Origin of the sequence: Streptomyces tailanensis, assembly GCF_008386495.1 — a bacterium.
GTDB lineage: Bacteria > Actinomycetota > Actinomycetes > Streptomycetales > Streptomycetaceae > Streptomyces > Streptomyces tailanensis.
Genome location: NZ_VTHJ01000061.1, coordinates 26,972 through 48,061, shown reverse-complemented (window position 1 = coordinate 48,061; position 21,090 = coordinate 26,972). Strand labels below are relative to the sequence as shown.

The following is a 21,090-nucleotide window of genomic DNA, read 5'->3' as shown; positions in this document are numbered from 1 at the left end:
GTTTCCGCCGGTCTGCCGGCGGAAACCCCCACGGCGGGGTCAGCCGCGGAAGCCGAGCAGGCCGTGCAGCGTCGAACCCCGGGAGGAGGGGGACGCGGACTCGTCGCTCAGGGGCTTCGGGTCCGGCTGCTTCTCGCAGACCGCGTCGGCCTCGCCGTCGCCGCCGCGGGGCACCGTGCCGTCCGACAGGTAGGCCCCCAGGTGCTTGTCCAGGCAGGCGTTGCCGCTGAGGGTGATGCCGTGGTTTCCGCCGCCCTCCTCGACCACCAGGCTGGAGCCGCGCAGGAGGTGGTGGGTGATGACGCCGCCCTCGTACGGAGTGGCCGCGTCCTCCGTGGCCTGGAAGATCAGCACCGGCGGCAGCGCGGTGTTGGAGACGTCCACGGGGGTGAGGGACTTGGTGGGCCAGAACGCGCAGGGTGCGTTGTACCAGGCGTTGTTCCAGGTCATGAACGGCGCCTTCTCGTACACCTCCCAGTTGTCGTCGCGCCATGTGCCCCAGTCGCGCGGCCAGGGCGCGTCACGGCACTGCACCGCGGCGTAGACGCTGTAGCCGTTGTCGCCCTCCGCGTCGACGGCGCCGAAGTTCTCGTACGCCTCGACCAGCGGATCGTCGTCCTTCGTGTTCACGTAGGACGCGAACGCGTCGGCGAGGAAGGGCCAGTATCCGTTGTAGTAGCCGCCCGGCAGGAAGGTGTCCTCCAACTCGGAGGCGCCCACCTTGCCGTCCGCCGGCTTCTTGGCCAGCGCCGACCGCATCGCGTACCACTTGGCCTCGATCTTCTCCGGATCGGTGCCGAGCTTGTAGGTCTTGTCGTTCTTGGCGATCCAGGCCATCAGGGCCCGGTGGCGGTCGTTGAAGGCGTAGTCCTGCCGGAGGTTGTCGTCGTACCAGACCCCCGTGGGGTCGACGACGGAGTCAAGAACCGCCCGCCGTACGCGGTTCGGGAAGAGCTTGCCGTACACGGCGCCGAGGTAGGTGCCGTACGAGTACCCGAAGTAGTTGATCTGCCGGGCGCCGAGGGCCTCGCGGATGGCGTCCATGTCCTTGACCGCGCTGATCGTGTCGATGTACGGCAGCACGTCCCTGTACTTCGTGGCGCAGGCCTTGGCGAAAGCGCGGACGCGGTTCAGGTTGGCCTGCTCGGTCTTCGGCGTCGTCGGCACGGAGTCGGGGCGCACCGGCGAGAAGTAGTCCGGCTTGCAATCGAGGGCGGGCTTGCCGGCGCCGACGCCGCGCGGGTCGAAGCCGATGACGTCGTACTGCGCCGCCACCTCCTTCGGCAGCGACGACGCGACGAATCCGGCGAGCGTGATCCCGCTGCCGCCGGGGCCGCCCGGGTTGACCAGCAGAGGACCCTGATACTTCTTCGCGGTGTGCGGGATACGGGAGAGGGCGATGGTGATCTTCCGGCCCTGCGGATTGTCGTGGTCCAGCGGCACCTTCAGGGATGCGCACTGGAGCGTCGGGTAGTCACTGGTGGCGCACTTCTTCCAGGCGAGTTTCGCCACCGGTGCGGCCGCGGAGCGGGCGTTCGCGTCGGCGGGGACGGCCGTGACCATCCCGGCCAACACGGCGACGGCACCGCTCAGAGCGGCTGCGCGTTTCTTCATCGTCAGGCCTCCCAGGACGGAGGATTTCGGGCCGTGCACGCCACGGCCTTCGTCGCATCGTCCCGGAATGCGTGCCCGGAGGAACCCGTTCTGTCGAGACTTGACCCAATCGGGGAGTGGGAAGCGTCCGGATGACCCCGGAAGCGTCAGTTGGGTCGGTGCCGGCTCCGGCGGGGCCGACTCGGGCGGCGGGATCCTTCTCGGCGGCTCCGAGGGCCTGGGTCCCATGCCGTACTCCCGTGCCAGTTCGTGGACCTGACGGGTGATCTGCCGCTGGTACCACTTCGGGGCGTACGCGCCCTCCGCGTACAGCCGCTCGTAACGGCGTACGAGATACGGGTGATGGCGCTCCAGCCACGCCATGTACCACTCGCGTGCGCCGGGCCGCAGATGCAGCACCAGCGGGGTCACGGAGGTGGCCCCGGAGGCGGCGATGGCCCGTACGGTGGCGCGCAGCCGGTCGGGGTGGTCGCTGAGGAAGGGGAGCACGGGGGCCATCAGCACCCCGCAGCCGATGCCGTGGTCGGCGAAGGCGCGCACGATGTTCAGCCGGCGCTCGGGGGCGGGGGTGCCCGGCTCGACGGTGCGCCACAGCTCCTGGTCGGTGAAGCCGACGGAGACGGATATCCCGACCTCGGTGACCTCCGCGGCCTGCCGGATCAGGTCGAGGTCGCGCAGGATCAGCGTGCCTTTGGTCAGGATCGAGAAGGGGTTCGCGTGGTCGCGCAGGGCCGCGATGATGCCCGGCATCAGGCGGTAGCGGCCCTCGGCGCGCTGGTAACAGTCCACGTTGGTGCCCATGGCGATGTGTTCGCCGTGCCAGCGCGGTGAGGCCAGCTGACGGCGCAGCAGTTCGGGTGCGTTGTTCTTCACCACGATCTGCGAGTCGAAGTCGAGGCCGGTGTCGAGGTCCAGATAGCTGTGGGTCTTGCGGGCGAAGCAATAGACGCAGGTACTGCTTCTCCCTCGGTATCTTCTCGTGTCCGAGGCGGGAGGCATGAGGCAGGGTCGTTTCAAAGTCCTGTTTGCGGGTGATCGTGCAGGTCAGGCGATGCCGAGTAGGTCGAGCGGCCTGTTGAAGGGGTCGTGGCCGCCGCGGTCCGGGCTCTGGGCCTGAGCTGGGGGTGCTTCACGTCGAGCTGCGGCTGACGGCGAGCGGTCCCCGCGTGATCGAGGTCAACGGTCGGCCGGCGGGGGACCTCATACCACTCCTCGTCGAGCGGGCCACCGGCATCAACATCCCCCAGGCCCTGGCCACCCTTCGCCGCGGTCGCCGTCTTGGTGGACGATCTTGACCGCTGCTTGCCGGAGACGGTCGTGGAGAGCCTCGAAGCGATGCGTCTCTTCCTGGCTGTTCCGAAGATGTCCTTCGTGATCGCTGCTGACGAGGACCGGGTCTCGGATGCGATCCGCACCCGGTTCAGTGACATCGGGCGGCCCGACGAGAGCGACGACGAGCGGCAGGACCCGGCCACGCTCTACCTGCACAAGATCGTGCAGACGACCATCCCCCTTCCGGCGGCCACGTCCACCGCCGCGGTGGCCACCACCGGCCCGCACCTGGCCGCGATCGCGGCCATTGCGGCATCGAACGAGCCGCGCACTGCCTCCGCAACACACCAGCTTCACACCCCGTGCGAGTGCTGCTCGACCGGCAGGTTCGGCACCTGGCGCCGCCGCCGGGTCGGCTCGGCGCGGCTCCGTCCGCCGAGCCCGCACGGCTCGCCCTGCTCTGGGCGGCGGGCACCCTCGCCAAGTGCCGCCGCCGATCGGGCTGAGAACGCCCGGCTGACGGAGTCGACAGGATACTTTGACCGCAGGTGGTGACACGGACCACTCGTGTTCGCCTTGAGGGGCGGAAAGTGACGCGTACGGACAGAGCTGCTGTCATCGCGGAGGAGCAGAAGGCGGTCGACAGCGCCTACTACTGGCTGGATCACATGCGCAGGGAGGCAGCGGAGCAGCTGGACACCCTGGCCGCGGCCAGCGGGAAAGACCAGGCCGCGCTCAGCCAGGCATTGGGGCAACGCCTCGCTGAGACAGGCCTGCGCGGGCAGCCGCTGGTCACCATGAGGGTCGACATCACCGACGGCGATGAGCGGGAGACCTGGTATGTGGGTCGCCGCAAGGTCTCCGACTCGGGCAGCAACCTCGTTGTCGTGTCCTGGAAGAGCGACGCGGCGGTTCGCTGGAGGCTCGCCACTCCCGACCGGCCCGGAGAGGTGCAGCGTCGCCGGGCGCTGCGATGCCGTGGCGAGCGGGTGGTCGACTACCGCGACGAGATCGACCGGACGGCCCTTCCCCGGGCGATCGCGGGAGTGGGGGTCAGGCCGACGCCAGCGGACGTCTTCGCGGGTGCGCGCAAAGCCCCCATGGGCGAGGATTTGCTGCTCGGAGAGCTGGAGCGGGCCCGCGACGGGGAGATGCGGGACATCGTCGAGACCATTCAGCGGGACCAGCTCCAACTCGTCGTTGACGAGCGTGAGGGCAGCCTTGTGGTCCAGGGTGGACCGGGCACGGGCAAGACTGTGGTCGGCCTGCACCGGGTCTCCTGGCTGATCGACGAGCGGGGGATCGACGCCGGCGACGTCCTGGTCGTCGGGCCCCACCGCCATTCCTCGAATATGTCGGTCATGTCCTGCCCGTGCTGGGCAACACCGGTGTCACTGCGGTCGAGGTCGGCCGTCTCTGGGGTGATCAGGTCCGCGGAACGGACGGCCCGGGCACCCGACGGGTGAAGTCGGACGCCCTAGCGCAGCCAGGGACACCCGGTCACTCGGGGCGAACCGCACCCGACCCCGGCCGAGTTGGCGTTCCAGCACCGTGATCTGATGACGCAGCGCGAGGATCTCCGCGTCCTTGTCCTGGTTGCTCACCGGCAGCAGCCGCAGCAGGGCGAACACGTTCGCCACACCCAGACAGGCAAGTCGAAGCAGCACGACAGATCATCCTGCCGGGGCACTCACCAGGTGCCCAGAGCACCCGCCCAGGCGCCCGCGCTCGACACCACCCGTACACCAGCCTCCACAAGGACGGATGAGTTTTTTCGGCAGGCGCAGGGCGGCGGGAGACCGAGCCGTACGAGGGCATATCCGCGGGCCAGGAAGAGGGGCAGAGCCACCGGCTTCGGCCCGCGGCCGCACTGGTGACGCGCGCCATCTTGCGACCATCCAACCTTTTTGGTTGCATCATTGTATGTTGTTTCAGACTCCCGCCCTGACCGACGAGGACGAGCGGGTTCTCGCTGAGATCGAGACCCTGCGCGAAGACCTCTGCCACTTCCTACGGCCCACTGTGCGTTGGACCAAGCAGTTCCGCCGGAACCTCACGGCACGCAATATCGCCGGGTCGAACACGATTGAGGGCTACGCCGCGTCGGTGGACGATGTCGAGGCCCTGATGTCCGGCGAGGATCCTTTGGAGGCCAGCGACGAGACTCGCAGGGAGGTGGAGGGCTATCAGCGGGTTATGACCTACATCCAGGGTCTCTCAGACGCCGGGGAGGGATTCCGCTACGACCTGGGGCTCCTCAACGGTCTCCACTTCATGATCCAGGAGCATCACCCCGATAAGCGGCCCGGCCGGCTCCGCAAGGGCCCTGTCTACATTACGAGCCCCGATGACCCCATGGTCATGGACTACACGGGGCCCGACTACGAGACGGTCCCCGGACTCATGGCGGAGTTGGTCGCGTGGCTGAACGAGGGCGACCTCGACTCGCCCGTGCACGTTCGCGCCTCCATGGCCCACCTGAACCTCGTGAAGATCCACCCATGGGCCGACGGCGACGGCCGAACATCCCGGGCCTTGTCGACGCTGGTGTTCTCGCGGGAGGCGCTGATGCCTTCGGAGTTCTCCTCGATCGAGGAATGGCTCGGGCGCGGCCAGAACACCTACCGCTACTACGACATGCTCAAAGATGTCGGCGGCGAGGTGTGGAGCCCTCAGCGTGACGCCGGGCCGTGGATCAGATTCTGTCTCGGCGCCCACCACATGCAGGCGCAGACGGCGAAGCGGCGCATCGAGTTCTTCCGCGACGCCTGGCTCCTGCTCGTCGATCAGGTGGAGACATCCGGCCTTGACGAGCGCATGGCCTTCGCCCTGATGCCCGCCCTCGCCGGAGGGAACGTGCGCCGGACGATGTACCAGCGGGACGCGGACCTGAGCTCGGACACGGCGATGCGCGACATGAAGGCCATGGTGCGCACGGGATGGCTACTCTCGCATGGGCAGGCCCGTGGACGCTTCTACACCGCCGGCCCCGCCATGGACCCGGTGAAGGCAAAGATGAAGACGATCACGAAGCCGCTGCGCAATCCGTACAGCACCCGCTGACCGCCGCGGCCCCGTCTCCCGGTGAGGGCAAGATCCATCGGGACGGTTCACTAACCTGTGCCCCGCGTTCCGCGTAATTCGACATGCCTACTAGGCCAATATCAAAGTACTTTGAAACAGCCCTGGTCAGCCAGTAGTGGCGCGCGGCGCAGGGCGATAATGTTCCCGGTATGGATCTTCGTGCCAAGAACAATCCGTGGAACCCGGCGTCTCCCCCTGTGGCAACCCGCGACCAGGGAATCCGCTCGTGATCACGGTCTGGCTGCCCGAGGCGGAATCCGAGGCGCTCATGGGCGGGTTGCCGGAAGGATACCGGGCAGATGTATGGACCGGCGGTTCCGATCTCCCGCCGTCGGCTGACACGGTGGAGGTGATCATCCCGCCGTTCGACGTCACGGACGAGCAGTTGGCCCGGCTCGCCGAGCTGCCCCGGCTGCGGCTGGTGCAGGTGGGGTCCGTGGGCGTGGAGTGGATCAGGCCGCACGTGCCGCACGGGGTCACGCTGTGCAATGCCCGGGGTGCGTACGACGGGGCGGTCGCCGAGTGGATCATCACCGTCGTACTGGCCCACCTGCGACGATTGCCGCAGTTCGAGCAGGCCCGCCGCGACCAGCGGTGGGACTACATCCAGGCCGACTCGCTGGAGGGCAAGACGGTTCTGATCGTGGGCCACGGTTCGATTGGCTCGGCGCTGTCCCGGATGCTGGCCGGCTTCGACGTTGAGGTCGTGGGCGTGGCCCGGCAGGCACGGCCCGGTGTGCACGGCGTCGACGAGCTGCCCGAGCTGCTGCCCGAGGCGGACATCGTGGTGCTGCTGCTGCCGCTGACCCAGGCCACCGCGAACCTGGTGGACGCCGCGTTCCTGGCCCGGATGCGCGACGGCGCACTGCTAGTGAACGCGGCCCGCGGAGGTCTCGTCGAAACCGAGGCGCTGCTTGCCGAGTTGCACCGCGGCCGGCTGTCTGCGGCGCTCGACGTGACCGACCCTGAGCCGCTGGCCTCCGGTCATCCGCTGTGGTCGGCCCCCGGGCTGCTGCTGACCCCGCACGTCGGCGGGTCGAACGGCCAGCCGCCTGCCCGAGTGATGGCTCTCGCCAAGGCCCAGCTGAAGCGTTATGCGGCGGATGAACCCCCGGTCAACGTGATCGGCGAGAAAGGCTACTGAGCCAGCCGGAGCGGACCAAGTGCCTGCTGCTGTCCCTTGGCCCTGCCATGCTCACGCTGCGGCGCCACCCGAGTCATGGTCGGCCGAACTGCAGACGGGGACGACGTCTGCGGACCCTGCTACGGCGCGGTGACCTCGACTTCACTTGCCGCCGCTGCGGTTTCCCCGGCGACATCTACGAGAGCGGCAACTGCACGCGGCGCGTCGCGGGCGACCGGCTCAAGGACATCTTTAGCCGCGACGACGGCACCATCACACCGCAATCAACCCCTCGCGGCACTCGCCGCAGCCGAGAAGCCGGGGTCACTCATGGCCCGCCACTGGGTCTCCCTGGCCTGCCTGGTCAGCGCGTCCGTTTCCGACCGCAGCGCCCGGCACAGGACGGACTGCGGCTGGTCGGACGCCGTGCGCCACACCGCCCGTAACGCGTCGGCGGCGCTCAGGTCCAAGGCATCCCGTGCATCGACGGGCACCGCCCTGCGCACGGCCGTCTGCACCACAGTGCTCAGCTGCACGGTCGGATATCCCGTGTCGCTGTCGCGCTCCACCAGGCGCAGCCGGTGCAGCACGTCGAGGGCATCCAGAACATCCCGGGCCTCGGCTGGGAGGGACGTCTCCGGGGCCCGCCGCCCGCCTCGGCGCGCGAGATAGTGCAGCGCGGAACGACTGGTGAGCACGGTGACCGGCACGCCGTGCGGATCGAGTACGGCGGCCAGTGTTCGAGTACGGAACGGGCCAGGCCGGTGCACCGCCGGTTGGCCGTCTCGACCGCCACCCACCAGCCGGCGGTGACCGCGTCGCGGGTGCCCGGCCCGTCCGGACCGGCCAGTCGGGCGAGCCGGTCGCGGTAGGTGGCACACCCGCGTTCCACGCAATTCGCGGTCACTGGAGCAACGGCATGCCTGCTGGCCTGCGACTTCGCATCACCGGGCGTCGCAGGCCGTTTCTCTAGGGCGCGACGTTTCCCAGGTAGCAGGGCTACCCGATACGACCGCCAGGGGCGCCGGGCGGCACCCTCTTGCGAGCCGAGCCGGATGCCACGATAGAGCCCCTGCCTCACGCTCAGCTTACGAGTTGCCAACTTGCCCCGGTGTAGCAGGGTTTGACCAGCCGCTCTTCGCCCCATTGTCGGCCCGGCGGCGCGCTCGGTCACCTCGCTGACCTGCGCGTTTCTCTATGCCTAGAGAAACGCCCCTGTGGTACGTGCAAGCGTGTTTCCGCAGGTCATGGGCAAGATCTGCGCTCTAGACGGACAAGTCCAAGGTGGAGGGGTTCCGTTCGAAGCTGAAGCGACTGTGTGAGCGGGGCTGGATCGCGGAGGTGTCGCCGGGACTGTTCGCTTCGCGGAATGCGGCCCCGGCCGGGCGTGCGCCGGGGCGGGGCAACGACTCCGCCATGTCGCCTCGCGCCGGTGATGGGGAGGGCTCTCGCTCCTAGCGTCGAAGGTGACGAAGCCGTACGACACCCAGGATCGAGAGCCCGATGGAAGACTACGAGCACGCCGCGATGGCTGACCCGTTTGCCCGCGCCGCTTCTTTCTTCACTCAACTGATCGACGACCTCGCCTGCCCGTCGGCACTCGCCCTGCCCCATCAGGACGTGGAGGAGATTGCCGAGATACGGGGCCGGGAGCTGGCCCGGCTGCTGTTGCAGGCCCACCTCGATCTGCGCACGAGCCGGGAGGAAGCACAGTTCAGGACGCTGGACGGGCCCGCTCGCGCGGCCCTCGCCGACGGGCGCACCCGCCTGGAGTGCGGGCACCACCGTGCACTGGCCACCGTCATCGGGACAGTGGCCGTGACCCGGTGCGCACTCAGGGCGCCGGGCCAGGCCAACTGCTACCCGGCCGACGCAGTCCTCGGCCTGCCACGCGAGCGGCACAGTCTGGGGCTGCGCCGGCTGGCCGTGCTCGAGGCGGTGCGCGGCTCGTATGACACCGCGCTGGAAGCGATCACCCGCGCGTGCGGCACGGTGGTGGGCAAGCGCCAGGTCGAACACCTCGTGCGGGCCGCCGCGGTGGACGTGGCCGCCTTCTATGCCGCCCGCACCCCGGTGCCCCAGGGCGCCGCCACGTTGCTGGTGCTGTCCGTGGACGGCAAGGGCATCGCCATGCGCCCCGGTCACCTGCGCGAGGCCACCCGCAAGGCGGCCGAACGCGCGAAGCGGACCTTCCGCACCCGCCTGGCCACCGGCGAGAAGGCGGGGCGGAAACGGATGGCGACACTGGCTGCCGTCTACGACGCCGAACCATCCGTGCGCCGCCCGCACGACATCATCGCCCCGCCCGGCGGCCGCAGTGGCGAGCGCCCGCCCCGGGGCGGGCCGAAGGCCCGGGCCAAGTGGCTGACCGGATCGGTAGAGCACGATCCCGAGCACGTCATCGCCGCCGCCTTCGACCAGGCCGAGGCCCGCGACCCGCAGCACCTCAGGCGCTGGGTGGTGCTCATCGACGGCGCCCGCCACCAGCGGAAGTTGATCCAGGCCGAGGCCGAACGCCGCGGTGTGACGATCCACATCGTCCTGGACCTCATCCACGTGATCGAGAAACTGTGGGCCGCCGCCCGCTGTTTCTACCCCGCCACCGACCCGGAGGCCGAGGACTGGATCGCCGCCAAGATTGCCCGCATCCTTCGCGGATGCGCGGCCCGGGCCGCCGACGAGATCCGCACCGAGGCCGACCACCGCCAACTGACCGGTGATCAACGGACTGGCGTCGACAAGGCCTGTCAATACCTCACCAACAACGCCGACTTCGTCCACTACGACCTGGCTCTCGCCGCCGGCTGGCCGATCGCCAGCGGCGTCATCGAGGGAGCAGCACGCCATCTGATCGCCGACCGACTCGACATTACCGGCAGCAGATGGAGCGTCCCGGGGGCCGAGGCCCTCCTCGTCCTGCGGGCCGTCACCAGCAACGGACACTTCCCGGAGTGCTGGGATTTTCACGTCCGCGCCGAACAACACCGGCTCCATCCCACCGTCCACCAGGCCAACTTCAAGCTCACAGCCTGATCGACAACCTCACCAGAGCGGAGCTACACCCAAGTACGCCCTGGGGTTGGAGTTGGAGGACACCGGGTTCGACTACTCACTGCTGAGCGATTTCCGCGCTCGCCTGGTGCAAGGCGACGCGGCGGACCGGTTGTTGCGTGTGATGCTCACGCGGCTGACCGAGGCGGGATTGCTGAAGGCCGGCGGGCGCCAGCGTACCGACGCGACGTATGTCCTGGCCGCGGTGCGACGGCTCAGCCGGTTAGAACTGGCCGGGGAGAGCCTGCGGGCCGCCCTTGAGGAACTGGCCGTGATCGCGCCGGAGTGGCTGCAGCCGCTGATCGAACCCGAGTGGGACAAACGGTACGGGCGGAAGATCGAGATCAGGAAGGTGCCCGGTGGACCGGAGGCCGTGACCGCACGGGCGGAGGTCTTCGGACGGGACGGGCAGAAGGTGCTGGCCGCCCTGTGGTCCCCCGGCGCACCGGGCCGGCTGCGGACCCTTCCCCAGGTGGAGGTTCTGCGACAGGTGTGGGTTCACCACTACTACTGGGACGAGGAAGGACAGCTCCGCTGGCGCGACGGGCACGCGCTGCCACCGGCGAGCCTGCGCTTCGATTCCCCCTACGACACCGACGCGCACTACTGCACCAAGAACGGCACCGAGTGGAGCGGCTACCGCGTGCACTACACCGAGACCTGCGAGGAACAGCGGCCCGAGATCGTGGTGCACGTGGCCACCACGATCGCCCCGGTCCAGGACGGCCGGCTCACCGAGCAGATCCACGACGAACTGGCCCAGGCCGCCCTGGTCCCGGCCGAGCACGTGGTCGATGCCGCCTACATCACCCCGGCCCGCGTCCAACGCGCCCAGCAGGTCCACGGGATCACGCTGCTCGGTCCGATCGTCGCCGACCACAGCCGCCAGGCCAAGAGCGGCGAGGGCTTCGGGAAGTCCGCCTTCACCATCGACTGGGACCGACAGCAGGCAACGTGCCCCCGCGGCAAGACCAGCTCCCAGCCGGGGACGCTCCGCATCCAGGGCCACGAATACCTTCAGTTCCGCTTCGCCAAGGCCGACTGCCTGACCTGCCCGGACCGTCACCCGTGCACCGCCTCGGCCTCCGGGCCCCGCTCGATCGCCCTGCTTCCACAACCGTTGCACGAGATCCAGGTCCAAACCGCCTCGACCAGCAGACCGAGCAGTGGCAACGACGCTATGCCGTCCGCGCCGGCATCGAGGCGACGCTCTCCCAGACCGTCCGGAGCAACGGCCTACGGCGTACGCGCTATCGAGGGCTCGCCAAGACGCACGTCCAGCACGTACTCACCGCCATGGCCTGCAACCTCGCCCGCACCGCCGACTGGATCGCCGAAACACCCCGAGGACGTACACGATCAAGCCGCTTCCACGCCCTCTGTACCGCAGCGGCCGGATGACTCCTGAATTGTTCAGAGTAGGTGAGGATCTACCAAACAACTCACCGGCTCTCGAAACTCGGGACCAGTCGAGGCGCCGGCTTACCCGGCGCCGCCGCACGCACGCAACCGCAGGCATCGTCCGGACCATCCACCGGCCACAGGCCAAAGCGTCCTCGCATTCCGGTGCGAGGCCATGCGACCTGGAAGGAGATTCCGGCGGGGCAGAGCGACACAGCATCGCCTCCGCAACGGCCCGTCAGTCAATGTCCCGGACCCGGACAGAGCACAGCAAAAGCATCCACGAGAACAGGAATGCAGCGTGAAATCCCCCCTGCTCAAGAAGAGCGCCCTGATCACCACCTCCACCGCCCTCGCCGTAACCGGCGTGCTGACCGGCGCGGGTACCGCGCAGGCCGGCCCGGGCGGCGCGCAGAACATCCGCGGCGTGGATCCCGGCAACACCGACGTCTGCTGGACCGGCTGTGCAGCCAGAAGCCCGATCGGGACGGGAAGGTCTGGGCCACCTCAACGTCAGGACCGGCGAGTTCCGGACCATGGAGGAGGGCAGAAGGGCGGCCGACAGGGGCGAAAAGCCCGGCGGGGACTGGGAGAACTTCGGGGGCTACTGCACCTACGTGCAGGCCTCCACGTGGTCCATCAAGGGCAAGCAGATCCGTACCTCCAGGTGGATCGGCAACCGCGGCACATCGGAGGACAAGGAAACCATCGTCCGGAACTACACCACCAAATCGAGCGCCAAGAAGAGCGTCGGCACCCTGATCAGCCTGTCCCTCGCCGAGAGCATCTTCACCGGCTCCCTGGGCGGCAACTTCAGCTACGAATGGGGCTGGGAGAAGAGCGCGTCCTTCGAGACCCGCAGTGAGAAGTCCATCCCGCCGTGCAGCCAGATCGCGATGACGTGGACGCCGTACCAGCGTGTGGTCCGCGTGAACCCGGTCTTCAACGTGACCGACTACGCCTGGAACAAGAGCACCGACCGGAAGGTCCTCGCCGACCCCAAGACCTGGTCGCACTCCACCACCTGGCGCAACCGGGGCGCCTCCTGGCGCAAGATCTACTCCTACGGCTACTACATCGACGGCATCTCCGACGAGGTCATCCCCGGCGGCCGCCCCGACGGCCGTGAGGACAAGTGGCAGCAGGCCCTCGACCGCAGGACCTGCGCCAGGTAGGCCTGCGCGCCACGGCTGAATTCGCGGCGACCTTTCCGTGCGGGGCGGCAACCCGCCAGTGGTCAGTCCCCCGCACGGAACGGAACCGTGTACCCGACTGAGTGAGCCGGGACGCAAGGCCCGTCACCGCAGAGGCCGGCCGGCCCCCACTGGGCAGGGCAGCGGAGGAGGTCGAAATCGACCTCTCAGAGAGGCAGGCAGACCAGCCGCTGCTACTCCAGCCGGATCACTTCAGCGTAGGACCGCAGCTCCAACAGCTTCATCCGCCGCCACAACCGGCAACGTCGGCACGGGTCCAACCAGCCGGCGGGCGACGCGGAGTACTCCATGTGCCGGTCGGCGGTGGTGTCCGCGACCCGCCACACCGCGTGCCGCGCCGGCTCGACGTCCGGCGGCGGACCCGCCCGCCGGGGTGTCGGTCTCGCTCACCGGGGCCGCCGCGCGCGTGACGCTCATGACCGGGGGCGTCGGCCACTCAGTGCGGCGGATCGGTGTATCTGCGGCCACACCTATGTCGTCCCCTCAGGGCAGTACAGCCAACCCGCATCCACCGCGCCCCGCTCACGAGGACGGCGCGCGGTACTGCCAACATCCCTCTACGGAAGGCTATAGATACGTGCAAGACGACTTTGGCAAATCCATCCTCGTGGAAATGGTTACGCTGACCCGGGACAACGCGTCGGTGAAACTCTTCCCCAGCGACGACCTGCGCGTCACGGTGCTGCTCAGCGAGGTCGCCAGACTGTGGCGCCGGGGCGCCACTACGGTGACCGAGGGGACGTTCGTGCGGGGCGACGCGTGGATAACGCCCCCGGGTCAGCCCGAGGAGTTCACCGGCCTGTCCCTGCCGGCCGAGCCGGTTCACATGGCCTCCGCCGTGGTGCGCCCGCACCTGCTGGAGTACGCCTCGAAGGGACGTGTGAGCGGTGACCAGCTCGACGGCGGGTACTGGGGCGAGGAGGCGGTGCAGATGAACGACCTGGCCGTCATGGTGGCCCTCGACGCCCTGCTCAGGGCACAGCGGGACGGCGCGGAGCGCTACTACGTCAACGCCGTGGGACATTACTTGGCCGCGCACATCGCCCACATCTCCGACCGGTGCTTCCTGGCGGGTCAGGCGGCGCGTGAGTCCGGACCGCAGGGCGATTCCGGCGGTCTGACGCGGGAACAAGTGGGTCTGGTCACGGGCTATATGAAGGAGAACCTGGCCGAACCGATCCGCCTGGAGGCGTTGGCGGCGGTCACCGGGTACAGCCGCTACCACTTCCTGCGCCGCTTCAAGGCGGCCACCGGCCGCACCCCGTACCAGTACCTGATGGGCCTGCGGATCGACGTGGCGCTTCGGCTGCTGGAGTCGCCGGGGAGCTACTCGGTCGAGAACATCGCCCGGAAGTGCGGGTTCCCGTCGCCGGAGAACTTCACCCGCGCCTTCCGGCAGCGTCTGGGGGTGTCGCCGTCCAGGTATGTGCGGAGTCAGGCGCAGCGCCAGCGGGCACATTCCCCGGCCGGCCTCTCAACCGATCCGGACGGCTGAGGGCGGCGCACGTGCGCCGGACCAGTTCCGCCACCTCGGCCACGGAGCGGCCGGCGCAGTCGATGTGGTGCACGGCGGTGCCGGGCCGGGTGCGGGCCAGCCAGTCCAGCACCGTGTGGTAGCGCCGCTGGGCCGTGGAGAGCAGCGCCGTGGTCTCGTGCAGTTCGCTGCCGCGCGTCCGCTGCCGGGTGCGTCGTACTGCCTGCTCCACCGGCAGGTCGAAAAGCAGCACGCCGTCCGGCGGGGCGACACCGAACCGCTCGCTCAACCGGTCCAGCATCCGCGCGGGCGGGAGCGTGCCCAGCCGCAGCAGCTCAGCCCCCAGCGACCAGGGGTCCCCCGCACCGGCCGCGCCGTTCCCGGTGCATGTCAGCAGCCACTCGTGTACCGCGCGCGCCGCGTACGGCTCCTGCATCGCCCACCAGGCCGCCACGTCGGCCTCGGGGTCCGGGTCCAGGGGCGGCGCGAGGCCCGCGAACATCGGCAGGTACACCAGGGAGTCGATGAGCGGATGCCGATCGGCCAGCACGGTGCGGCCCCGCTCGGTGGCCGACCGCTCCGCGGGGCCGTATAGGCTCAGTTGCAGGCAGAGGACCGCGACTTTGAGGTGGATACGCCCCAGGGCGTCGGCAGCGGCGGAGGCGTCCGCCAGGGCCATGGACAGCGCGGCTGCCGGGCTGTCCGGGTCCTCGTGGGCGCGGGTCGTGTGGATCACGGCGAGGCCGCCCGCGCCGTCGGCGGCCCCGGCGCCGGCGAGGGCGGCCGTGCGGCGGACGTGGCGCAGCACCGTTGTCTTGCCGGTGCCGTCGATGCCGACCACGGCGAGGCGTGGGCCGCTCACGCCTCCTCCCGCGCCTGTTCCAGGTCCCACAGGTGGAAGGCGGTCCGTACCGTCTGGGGCAGGAAGCCGAACTCGCGCTGAGTGTGCCCGGCCGCGTACAGGGCGAGGCGGGTCATCAGGAACTCCTGCATCGCCAGCCGGTAGCCCCATCGCCAGTCGCAGCCGTCCACCAGCGCCCGGGCCCGCGGCGACACGGCGGCCACCGCCTCGGCGTGCACCGCCAGGAAGCGGTCCACGTCGGCTGTCGTCGCGTCCGTGCCGAGGGCGAACGCCAGCAGTTCCACCACGTCCCGCTGCGGCAGGCTGACGGTTGCCAGTTCCCAGTCGTAGACGAGGAACCGCCCGTCCTGGACGGCGATGTTGCGCGGGTTGAAGTCGTTGTGGACCAGTGTGCGGGGCAGTGCGTGCAGCTCCCGCGTCCAGTACCCGGCCTCCTTGATGACGCCCAGCAGAATGTCCCGGCGGCGGGCGTCGATCAGGCCGGGCTGCTCGGCTGCCGCGTGGCGCACCAGCGCCTCCCACAGCTCGCCCGCCTCGGCCAGGTATGCCGGGTCCGGCACGTGGTGCAGCCAGCCCTCGCCGAGTAGCTCCCGCTCGCGGCCCAGCCAGTGCCCGTGCACCCCGGCGACAGCGCGCAGCGCGTCCTCGGTCCGGTCCCGGGTCCAGGGGCCCCCGTCGTGCCGGAAGCGCTCCATGAAGACCACGTACGCCTCGCGCTCGTCGTCCTCGAGGAGCCCGTAGCAGCGGGGCAGCAGGTCCGTCAGCACCTTCTCCGGGCGGCGGTAGACGGCCAGTTCACGCCGGTGCGTGTCGGTGAACTCGGTGCCCGCGCCCCAGCGGTGCCAGACCAGGGCCACCTCCGGGCCGCACAGTGACACCAGGGTGGCGATCCCGGCGACCAGCTCCTCCCCGCGCGCCTTGACCTTCGCCACCAGTTCGGCCTCGATCTGCGCGCCGTCGCCGTCGGTCCAGGCGACCCGCAGCGGGTACAGGCCGGTCAGCTTGCGCCGCTCGCCCAGCGCGCCCAGCTCGCTGGCGATGCCGTCGCCGTACAGCCGGGGCATCCCCAACGCCTCGGTGACGTGCAGCCGGGGATCACCGAGCCCCTGCGCGAGCACCGGTTGCAGCAGCGCCGCGTCGAGGTCCGCGGCCTCCTGGAGCCACTCCACACGCCGGGCCCGGCCGAGCCGCTGGTGTGCCTCGGCGAACTGTCCGCTGACCATCGCCGCCATGGTGGACACGTCCAGGGCGAGGGCGAACCCCGCGACGATCTCAGCGAACCGGCGGGAGCCCCCGTCCCCGGCGCAGCCCAGCATGTCGAGCAGTTCGTGCTGGTGAGGCAGAGCGGTGCCACCGCCCACGGTGCCGACCACCAGGTTGGGCAGCAGGAGCGTGACGATGAGACCGTCGCCGTCCGGTTCCAGAGAGAACAGCGACGAGCCCGACTCGTGCACGCAGGCCACGTCCTGCCCTGTCGCCAGGAACAGCGCGGCGACCACGTTGGCCGCGTTGACCCCGTGCCCGACGGTACCCGCCTGCTGCGCGCCCAGCAGCGAGGCGGCGTGGGCCCGGAGCATCGACTCGGGCGTGGTCTTGAGGACGGAGGCGAGCACCTCGCGGCTCAGCCTGCTCTCGGCGGTCACCCGGGTGCCGCGCCCGCCCAGCAGTGAACCGGCGGTCACCTTCTTGTCGCCGCTGAGGTTGCCCTCCAGGACGGTGTTGCGCGGGCGCAGGCCGTCGTCGTCGGCGAGCACGTCCGACAGCCAACGGCAGATCTGCCAGGTTGCCGCCGTGGTCATGTTCTGTCCGGCGGCGTCGGCCGTCTCGAAGGAGAACCGGACGTGCAGATGACGGCCGATCTGGTACGGCTCGACCCCGACCAGTCGGGAGTGCCGGGAGACCAGACGCACCTGCTCCTCCAGCCGGTGCCGGTTTTCGCCCAGCCAGGCGGTGAAGCGGCGCGCGGCGGGGATGTCTGCGAACTCCAGGACCGGCGCCCGGGTCATCCGCTGCGACAGCACCGCCGTGGTCACCCCGCCGGAGCGGGTGACGGCACGGGCGCCCCGGGACGCCGAGGCGACGAGCGCGCCCTCCGTGGTGGCCAGCGGCGCCACCAGCTCGCCGCGCGCCGCCTCGCCGGTGAACAGCAGCGGCCCGGCGAGCCCCACCGGCACCTCGACGGCACCGACAAAGTTCTCCACGTTCCCGACCAGGTTCTGCGCGATCAGCCCAGTGCGCCCCAGCGCGGTCAGCCCGGTGCCGCTTCGGACCCGCAGCCACTCCAGCCGTCGTCTGCGCGCTTCCTCGGAGTACTGTCCCCGGCCGGGGACGGCGTCGCTCATACGATGGTGCCCTCTCTCGTCGATGCTGGCGCACGTGGCGCGGAGGCTGGTCAGCCGGCGGCGAAGCCGGTGGTCTCCGGCTTGTCCGCGACGATCCGGGCCCAGGCGTCCTCGTTGGGCAAGAAGACCCGGTCCTTGACGCGTGGCGGGCGCTGTCCGGCGCGCACCGTGCGCTCCCACTCGTGCTGGAAGGCGTCCTCGTGGACGGTGACCACGTCGAGCGGAAGGATGTGCCCGGAGCGGCGGCCCTTGCCGTAGCCGTCGCACTCCTCGGACAGCCGCCGGTCGAGCGCGTCCGCCAACGCGGGGGCGGGCGGACCGGCGAAAGCGACAGCGATCCGGTACCGGGCGCCGCCGTCCGCGCCCTCGGCGTCGAGGTGGTAGGTGGCGTTGCGGATCTCCGCTCGGGTGTCCGCGCAGGCGGCTCGCAGCGCGCGCAGGGCGGCGGCCTCGGTCAGCACCTCCTCGGAGGCGGAGCGGACGATGTTGCGTCCGGCGTACTCCACGCGCGGGGTGCGGCCCTCACGGCCGACGACCCGCACCACGTCGGTGACCGCGCACCGGTACATGCCGCCCACGTGGGAGAGGACGAGGTGGTAGTCCTGGCCTTCTTCGATCTCGGTCGCCAGGAGCGTCTCGCTGTCCGCCGTCACCGGTCGGTCCGCCGGGACGAACTCGAACAGGCACCCCGGCAGGTACAGCGGGGCACCGGGCCGCGTGTCCACCGGCACCGCGCAGGGCCCCTCGCACGACGCGACGGGCGCCGACAGCAACTGCACACCCGGCCCGTACAGCTCCCGCACCCGGGGCAGGTAAAGGGAGGCGAGCGCACTGTCCCACAGGAGCAGGGCGGACATGCGCGGCCACAGGTGGTGCGGGTGGACGGTACCGAAGGTCTTGGCGAACCGGGCGATCTCCTCCGCCCGCTCCGGATTGGGCGTGGTGTGCGGCTGTCCGGCCAGCGTGCCCGCCGCTATGTCCTCGACGAGGCGGGGCCACTCTTGGCGCAGCTGATAGGGGAGCGCGGCGATCATCGCGGGGTTGATGCCGATCAACAGCCGGATGTCCTGCTCGGCGGCGAGGCGCAGCTTGTAGTAGTTGCGGTCCCAGGGGTTGGCGTCGACCAGCTCCGGGGGGATACGGCTCCACGTGGCGCCGTTGCCGGGGCCGACGGCGGTCTCCTCGCCGAACTTGCGGTAGTCGACCTGGCTGGCCCCGATGTGAGGCTGGCCCTTGAGCGTCCGCACGATCGGCCCCGTGGGGTCCTGCCACAGGTTCAGCACCACGTTGGGGTCGGCGAGGGTGCCGGGTAGCACCTCCAGCAGTGGGGCGAAGGCGGCGTGGCAGAACGGCAGGAAGGTGGTCTCCATGTAGGTGCGGGTGATGGGGATGTACTTCTCCCGGCCGGTGCTGCCGCTGGAGGAGAAGTAGACCAGCGGGTCGTCGGCGGTCAGCACGTTGCGCTCGCCGTCCAAGGCCCGCTCGATCCACGGCATGAGTTCCTCGTGGGTGCGGATTGGTACCGCGTGGCGCAGGTCATCCACGGTACGCACGGACTCCAGCCCGTGCTCGCGCCCGAAGGCACTGCCCGCGTTGTGTTCCAGAACCCGGGAGAGGACCTTGCGCTGCACCTCCTCGGGGCGGTCCAGGCTGTCCAGGAGCCGACGGTGCTCCGCGCGGATGCGTTCGGCCTTCATACGAGGGGCCTCCTCAGGGGCGGTTGGAGATGAGTACGCCGTACAGGCGCAAAACGGTGCTCTCGGTGCTGTCCGGCGCGATCCGGGTCTGCACCGAGTCGGCGTTGGCCGGGTCGAGAGCCTCGCGGAAGTCCTCGGCGGCGAGGGCGGGCCGGTGCTCGACGCGCAGGGTGTCGCCGGGCCGCAGCAACCCGCGCAGCGCCGCCTCCGCGACCAGGTGGTGGACGTGCACCAGGTACTCGGCGGTGCTGACGGCACCGATCGCGAGCACCGCGTGAGCGGTGTGCCGCGTCGCCGGCCCGGTCAGGGCGACGGCCAGCGGTTCGTCCGGCACCCGCACGGGCGCCGCGCCCCGAAAGGCGCGCAGCAGCCGCGACAGCGGGCGCAGCTCGTCGCGCCCGGCGGGGCCATACCATGCCAGGTCGCCACCCGGCGCGAGATGCCGGTAGCGGTGCTGGGCGACGGCGTTGGCCGGCCGCCCAGCCAGGAAGAGAGTGCGGGTGAAGGTCCGGTACCAGCCGTCGTGCAGGTTGCGGGGGAGGGCGAGTGTGAAGTCGGCGACGCCGCCGACGAACGCGGCCACGTCGAGGTCCGCCACGACGACGGCGACATCCAGCTCCCCGGCGGCCGGATGGCCCTCATCCAGACCCGCCGTGACCGCTTCGAGGCGGGCCCGGGCAGCGGCCACCAGCGCCGGTTCGCCCAGGGCGCCCTTCTCCGGGGGCGCGGCATGGGCCGCGGCGGGGTGCGGGAGACTCGTCATGTGTAGATCGCCCGTATCTCAGAGGTGAAGGGAAGCGGGTGACGGCCTAGCAGGGACGTGGTCAGCCAGTACGGGTCTACGTAGCCGCGCCGGTTGTGCCACCGGGCGAGCGTGGTCTGCAGGTCCTCCCTGGACGCTCCGCGGTGCTCCGCGCCGGGCTCCTGCTCCAGCAGCCGCCCGGCGCGTTCGACGCACCGGCGCAGCAGCGGCATCCGGAACGACTGCGCGGAGTGCCGGGGCAGTGTCCCAGTGAAGTACAGCCGCATCCCCAGCCGGTAGGCGGCGCCATCATGCTGGTCCGGGGCGGCGAGCTCGGCAGAGAGGTCCGCGAGGGTGGTGCCGGACCAACCGCCGAACCGGCTGGAGCGCACCACGCCTTCGACGGGCACCCGCCCCAGGGCGAGCCGTGCCACGTCCGCCCCGAACGCGGCCAGCACCCGCTCGACCAGCAGGTAGTCGGCGGTCAGCTCGTGGTCGTGAGGCAGCAGGAACGAGCGGCCGGGGCGGATCATCGGGATCAGTTCACGCAGGATCGGCACCAGGTAGTTGGGCAGCCCGTCCTCGCCGATCAGCAGCCGCAGCGGCAGCCCCCAGCGGGTGCCGTCGAGATAGACCGGGCCGCCGAAGCACCGGTGGTCCACCAGCAGGCCACGCTCCGCCAGCGCGGCGAGCGTGGCCCCGACCGAGGCAGCCAGCGGGCGGTCCTCGGCGAGCCCGGGGTCGCGCACCCCCAGCAGCGCCAGTTCGGCCCGCCACAGCTCCAGCATCCGCATGCCCGCCGGGTGTATCCAACCGTCCTCGTCGGCCCGGGCCAGGTACCCCGCCAGCGCCCGGCGGTCACCGGCGTGCCCGTCTGCGTGGAAGGCCACGTACCGCTCGCCGATCCGGATCTCCGACTCTCGGTTCCAGTCGGTGTGCGGTTCGGTCAGGTCCAGGTACCGCCAGAAGGCGGCGGACTGGGTGGTGACGGTGGCCATGCGGTTGTTCCACACCAGCCGTACGCCCCGGACGCATGCGGTCGCCTTCGCCAGGACGTCGGTCCAGACCAAGCCCTTGACGTGGGTGGGGGTGAGCGGCTTCGTCGGCGTGATCGTCACCGGTGCCACCACCAGTTCCGTCGCGGACCCCGCGCCGGACTGCGCGAGCGCGCACGGTGCGGACAGCGCATGGAGAACCACCGAGTGATCCCTTCT

14 protein-coding genes and 1 pseudogene are annotated in these 21,090 nt (G+C 70.2%); 8 read left to right on the top strand and 7 right to left on the bottom strand.

Annotated features, from left to right (window positions below; translation table 11 throughout):
* Nucleotides 1-39 precede the first annotated feature (39 nt).
* Nucleotides 40-1,614: an alpha/beta hydrolase gene (locus F3T56_RS36405; protein ID WP_149829659.1), complete on the bottom strand. Its 1,575-nt coding sequence runs from the start codon at nucleotides 1,612-1,614 to the stop codon at nucleotides 40-42.
* 1,281 nt (nucleotides 1,615-2,895) lie between these two features.
* Here F3T56_RS36405 and F3T56_RS36400 point away from each other — a divergent pair.
* From F3T56_RS36400 to F3T56_RS36380, 4 genes are all read left to right on the top strand, one after another.
* Nucleotides 2,896-3,441, top strand: coding sequence for a P-loop NTPase fold protein (locus F3T56_RS36400; RefSeq protein WP_246204254.1), 546 nt, complete (start codon nucleotides 2,896-2,898; stop codon nucleotides 3,439-3,441).
* A gap of 35 nt (nucleotides 3,442-3,476) precedes the next feature.
* Nucleotides 3,477-4,352 carry a UvrD-helicase domain-containing protein gene (locus F3T56_RS36395; RefSeq protein WP_149829647.1) on the top strand — a complete coding sequence of 292 codons (876 nt, stop codon included), beginning with the start codon at nucleotides 3,477-3,479 and terminating at the stop codon, nucleotides 4,350-4,352.
* 457 nt (nucleotides 4,353-4,809) lie between these two features.
* Nucleotides 4,810-5,949, top strand: coding sequence for a Fic family protein (locus F3T56_RS36385; protein WP_149829646.1), 1,140 nt, complete (start codon nucleotides 4,810-4,812; stop codon nucleotides 5,947-5,949).
* Between the two features lie 247 nt (nucleotides 5,950-6,196).
* Nucleotides 6,197-7,114 (top strand): 2-hydroxyacid dehydrogenase, encoded by a 918-nt coding sequence (locus F3T56_RS36380; RefSeq protein WP_246204253.1) that lies wholly within the window; start codon nucleotides 6,197-6,199, stop codon nucleotides 7,112-7,114.
* Nucleotides 7,115-7,377: 263 nt separating this feature from the next.
* On the opposite strand, the gene F3T56_RS36375 is transcribed toward F3T56_RS36380, so the two are convergent.
* Nucleotides 7,378-7,893: a hypothetical protein gene (locus F3T56_RS36375; protein WP_149829645.1), complete on the bottom strand. Its 516-nt coding sequence runs from the start codon at nucleotides 7,891-7,893 to the stop codon at nucleotides 7,378-7,380.
* Between the two features lie 703 nt (nucleotides 7,894-8,596).
* Between F3T56_RS36375 and F3T56_RS36370 the strand changes: the two genes are divergently transcribed.
* From F3T56_RS36370 to F3T56_RS36355, 4 genes and pseudogenes are all read left to right on the top strand, one after another.
* Nucleotides 8,597-10,126, top strand: a complete 1,530-nt coding sequence (locus F3T56_RS36370; RefSeq protein ID WP_149829644.1) for an ISKra4 family transposase — start codon at nucleotides 8,597-8,599, stop codon at nucleotides 10,124-10,126.
* A 142-nt stretch (nucleotides 10,127-10,268) separates the two neighbouring features.
* Nucleotides 10,269-11,545 (top strand): annotated as a pseudogene (locus F3T56_RS36365) (transposase).
* Nucleotides 11,546-12,009: 464 nt separating this feature from the next.
* The gene (locus F3T56_RS36360; RefSeq protein ID WP_246204252.1) at nucleotides 12,010-12,720 is read left to right on the top strand and encodes a hypothetical protein; all 711 of its coding nucleotides are present in this window, start codon (nucleotides 12,010-12,012) and stop codon (nucleotides 12,718-12,720) included.
* A gap of 652 nt (nucleotides 12,721-13,372) precedes the next feature.
* Complete coding sequence (locus F3T56_RS36355; RefSeq protein WP_149829642.1) at nucleotides 13,373-14,254, top strand: helix-turn-helix domain-containing protein; 882 nt, start codon at nucleotides 13,373-13,375, stop codon at nucleotides 14,252-14,254.
* On the opposite strand, the gene F3T56_RS36350 is transcribed toward F3T56_RS36355, so the two are convergent.
* From F3T56_RS36350 to F3T56_RS36330, 5 genes are all read right to left on the bottom strand, one after another.
* Entirely contained in the window at nucleotides 14,139-15,095 is a 957-nt protein-coding gene (locus F3T56_RS36350; RefSeq protein ID WP_149829641.1) for a hypothetical protein, read from the bottom strand. The two genes, F3T56_RS36355 and F3T56_RS36350, sit on opposite strands and share 116 nt — an antisense overlap.
* The gene (locus tag F3T56_RS48590; RefSeq protein ID WP_246204251.1) at nucleotides 15,092-17,437 is read right to left on the bottom strand and encodes a phosphotransferase; all 2,346 of its coding nucleotides are present in this window, start codon (nucleotides 17,435-17,437) and stop codon (nucleotides 15,092-15,094) included. Before F3T56_RS48590 ends, F3T56_RS36350 begins: the two co-directional genes overlap by 4 nt.
* A gap of 50 nt (nucleotides 17,438-17,487) precedes the next feature.
* Entirely contained in the window at nucleotides 17,488-19,134 is a 1,647-nt protein-coding gene (locus F3T56_RS36340; RefSeq protein WP_149829639.1) for a GH3 family acyl-acid amido synthetase, read from the bottom strand.
* A gap of 13 nt (nucleotides 19,135-19,147) precedes the next feature.
* Nucleotides 19,148-19,897, bottom strand: a complete 750-nt coding sequence (locus tag F3T56_RS36335; protein ID WP_149829638.1) for a DUF6182 family protein — start codon at nucleotides 19,895-19,897, stop codon at nucleotides 19,148-19,150.
* On the bottom strand, nucleotides 19,894-21,090 hold a 1,197-nt coding region (locus F3T56_RS36330), incomplete at its 5' end, for a hypothetical protein (protein WP_216373045.1). The genes F3T56_RS36335 and F3T56_RS36330, both read right to left, overlap by 4 nt.

Excerpts from the sequence above, each read along its gene's own strand:
- F3T56_RS36370 (WP_149829644.1), top strand. The coding sequence starts at position 8,597 with ATGGAAGACTACGAGCACGCCGCGATGGCTGACCCGTTTGCCCGCGCC.
- F3T56_RS36385 (WP_149829646.1), top strand. The coding sequence starts at position 4,810 with ATGTTGTTTCAGACTCCCGCCCTGACCGACGAGGACGAGCGGGTTCTC.
- F3T56_RS36335 (WP_149829638.1), bottom strand. The coding sequence starts at position 19,897 with ATGACGAGTCTCCCGCACCCCGCCGCGGCCCATGCCGCGCCCCCGGAG.
- F3T56_RS36355 (WP_149829642.1), top strand. The coding sequence starts at position 13,373 with ATGGTTACGCTGACCCGGGACAACGCGTCGGTGAAACTCTTCCCCAGC.
- F3T56_RS48590 (WP_246204251.1), bottom strand. The coding sequence starts at position 17,437 with ATGAGCGACGCCGTCCCCGGCCGGGGACAGTACTCCGAGGAAGCGCGC.
- F3T56_RS36340 (WP_149829639.1), bottom strand. The coding sequence starts at position 19,134 with ATGAAGGCCGAACGCATCCGCGCGGAGCACCGTCGGCTCCTGGACAGC.
- F3T56_RS36405 (WP_149829659.1), bottom strand. The coding sequence starts at position 1,614 with ATGAAGAAACGCGCAGCCGCTCTGAGCGGTGCCGTCGCCGTGTTGGCC.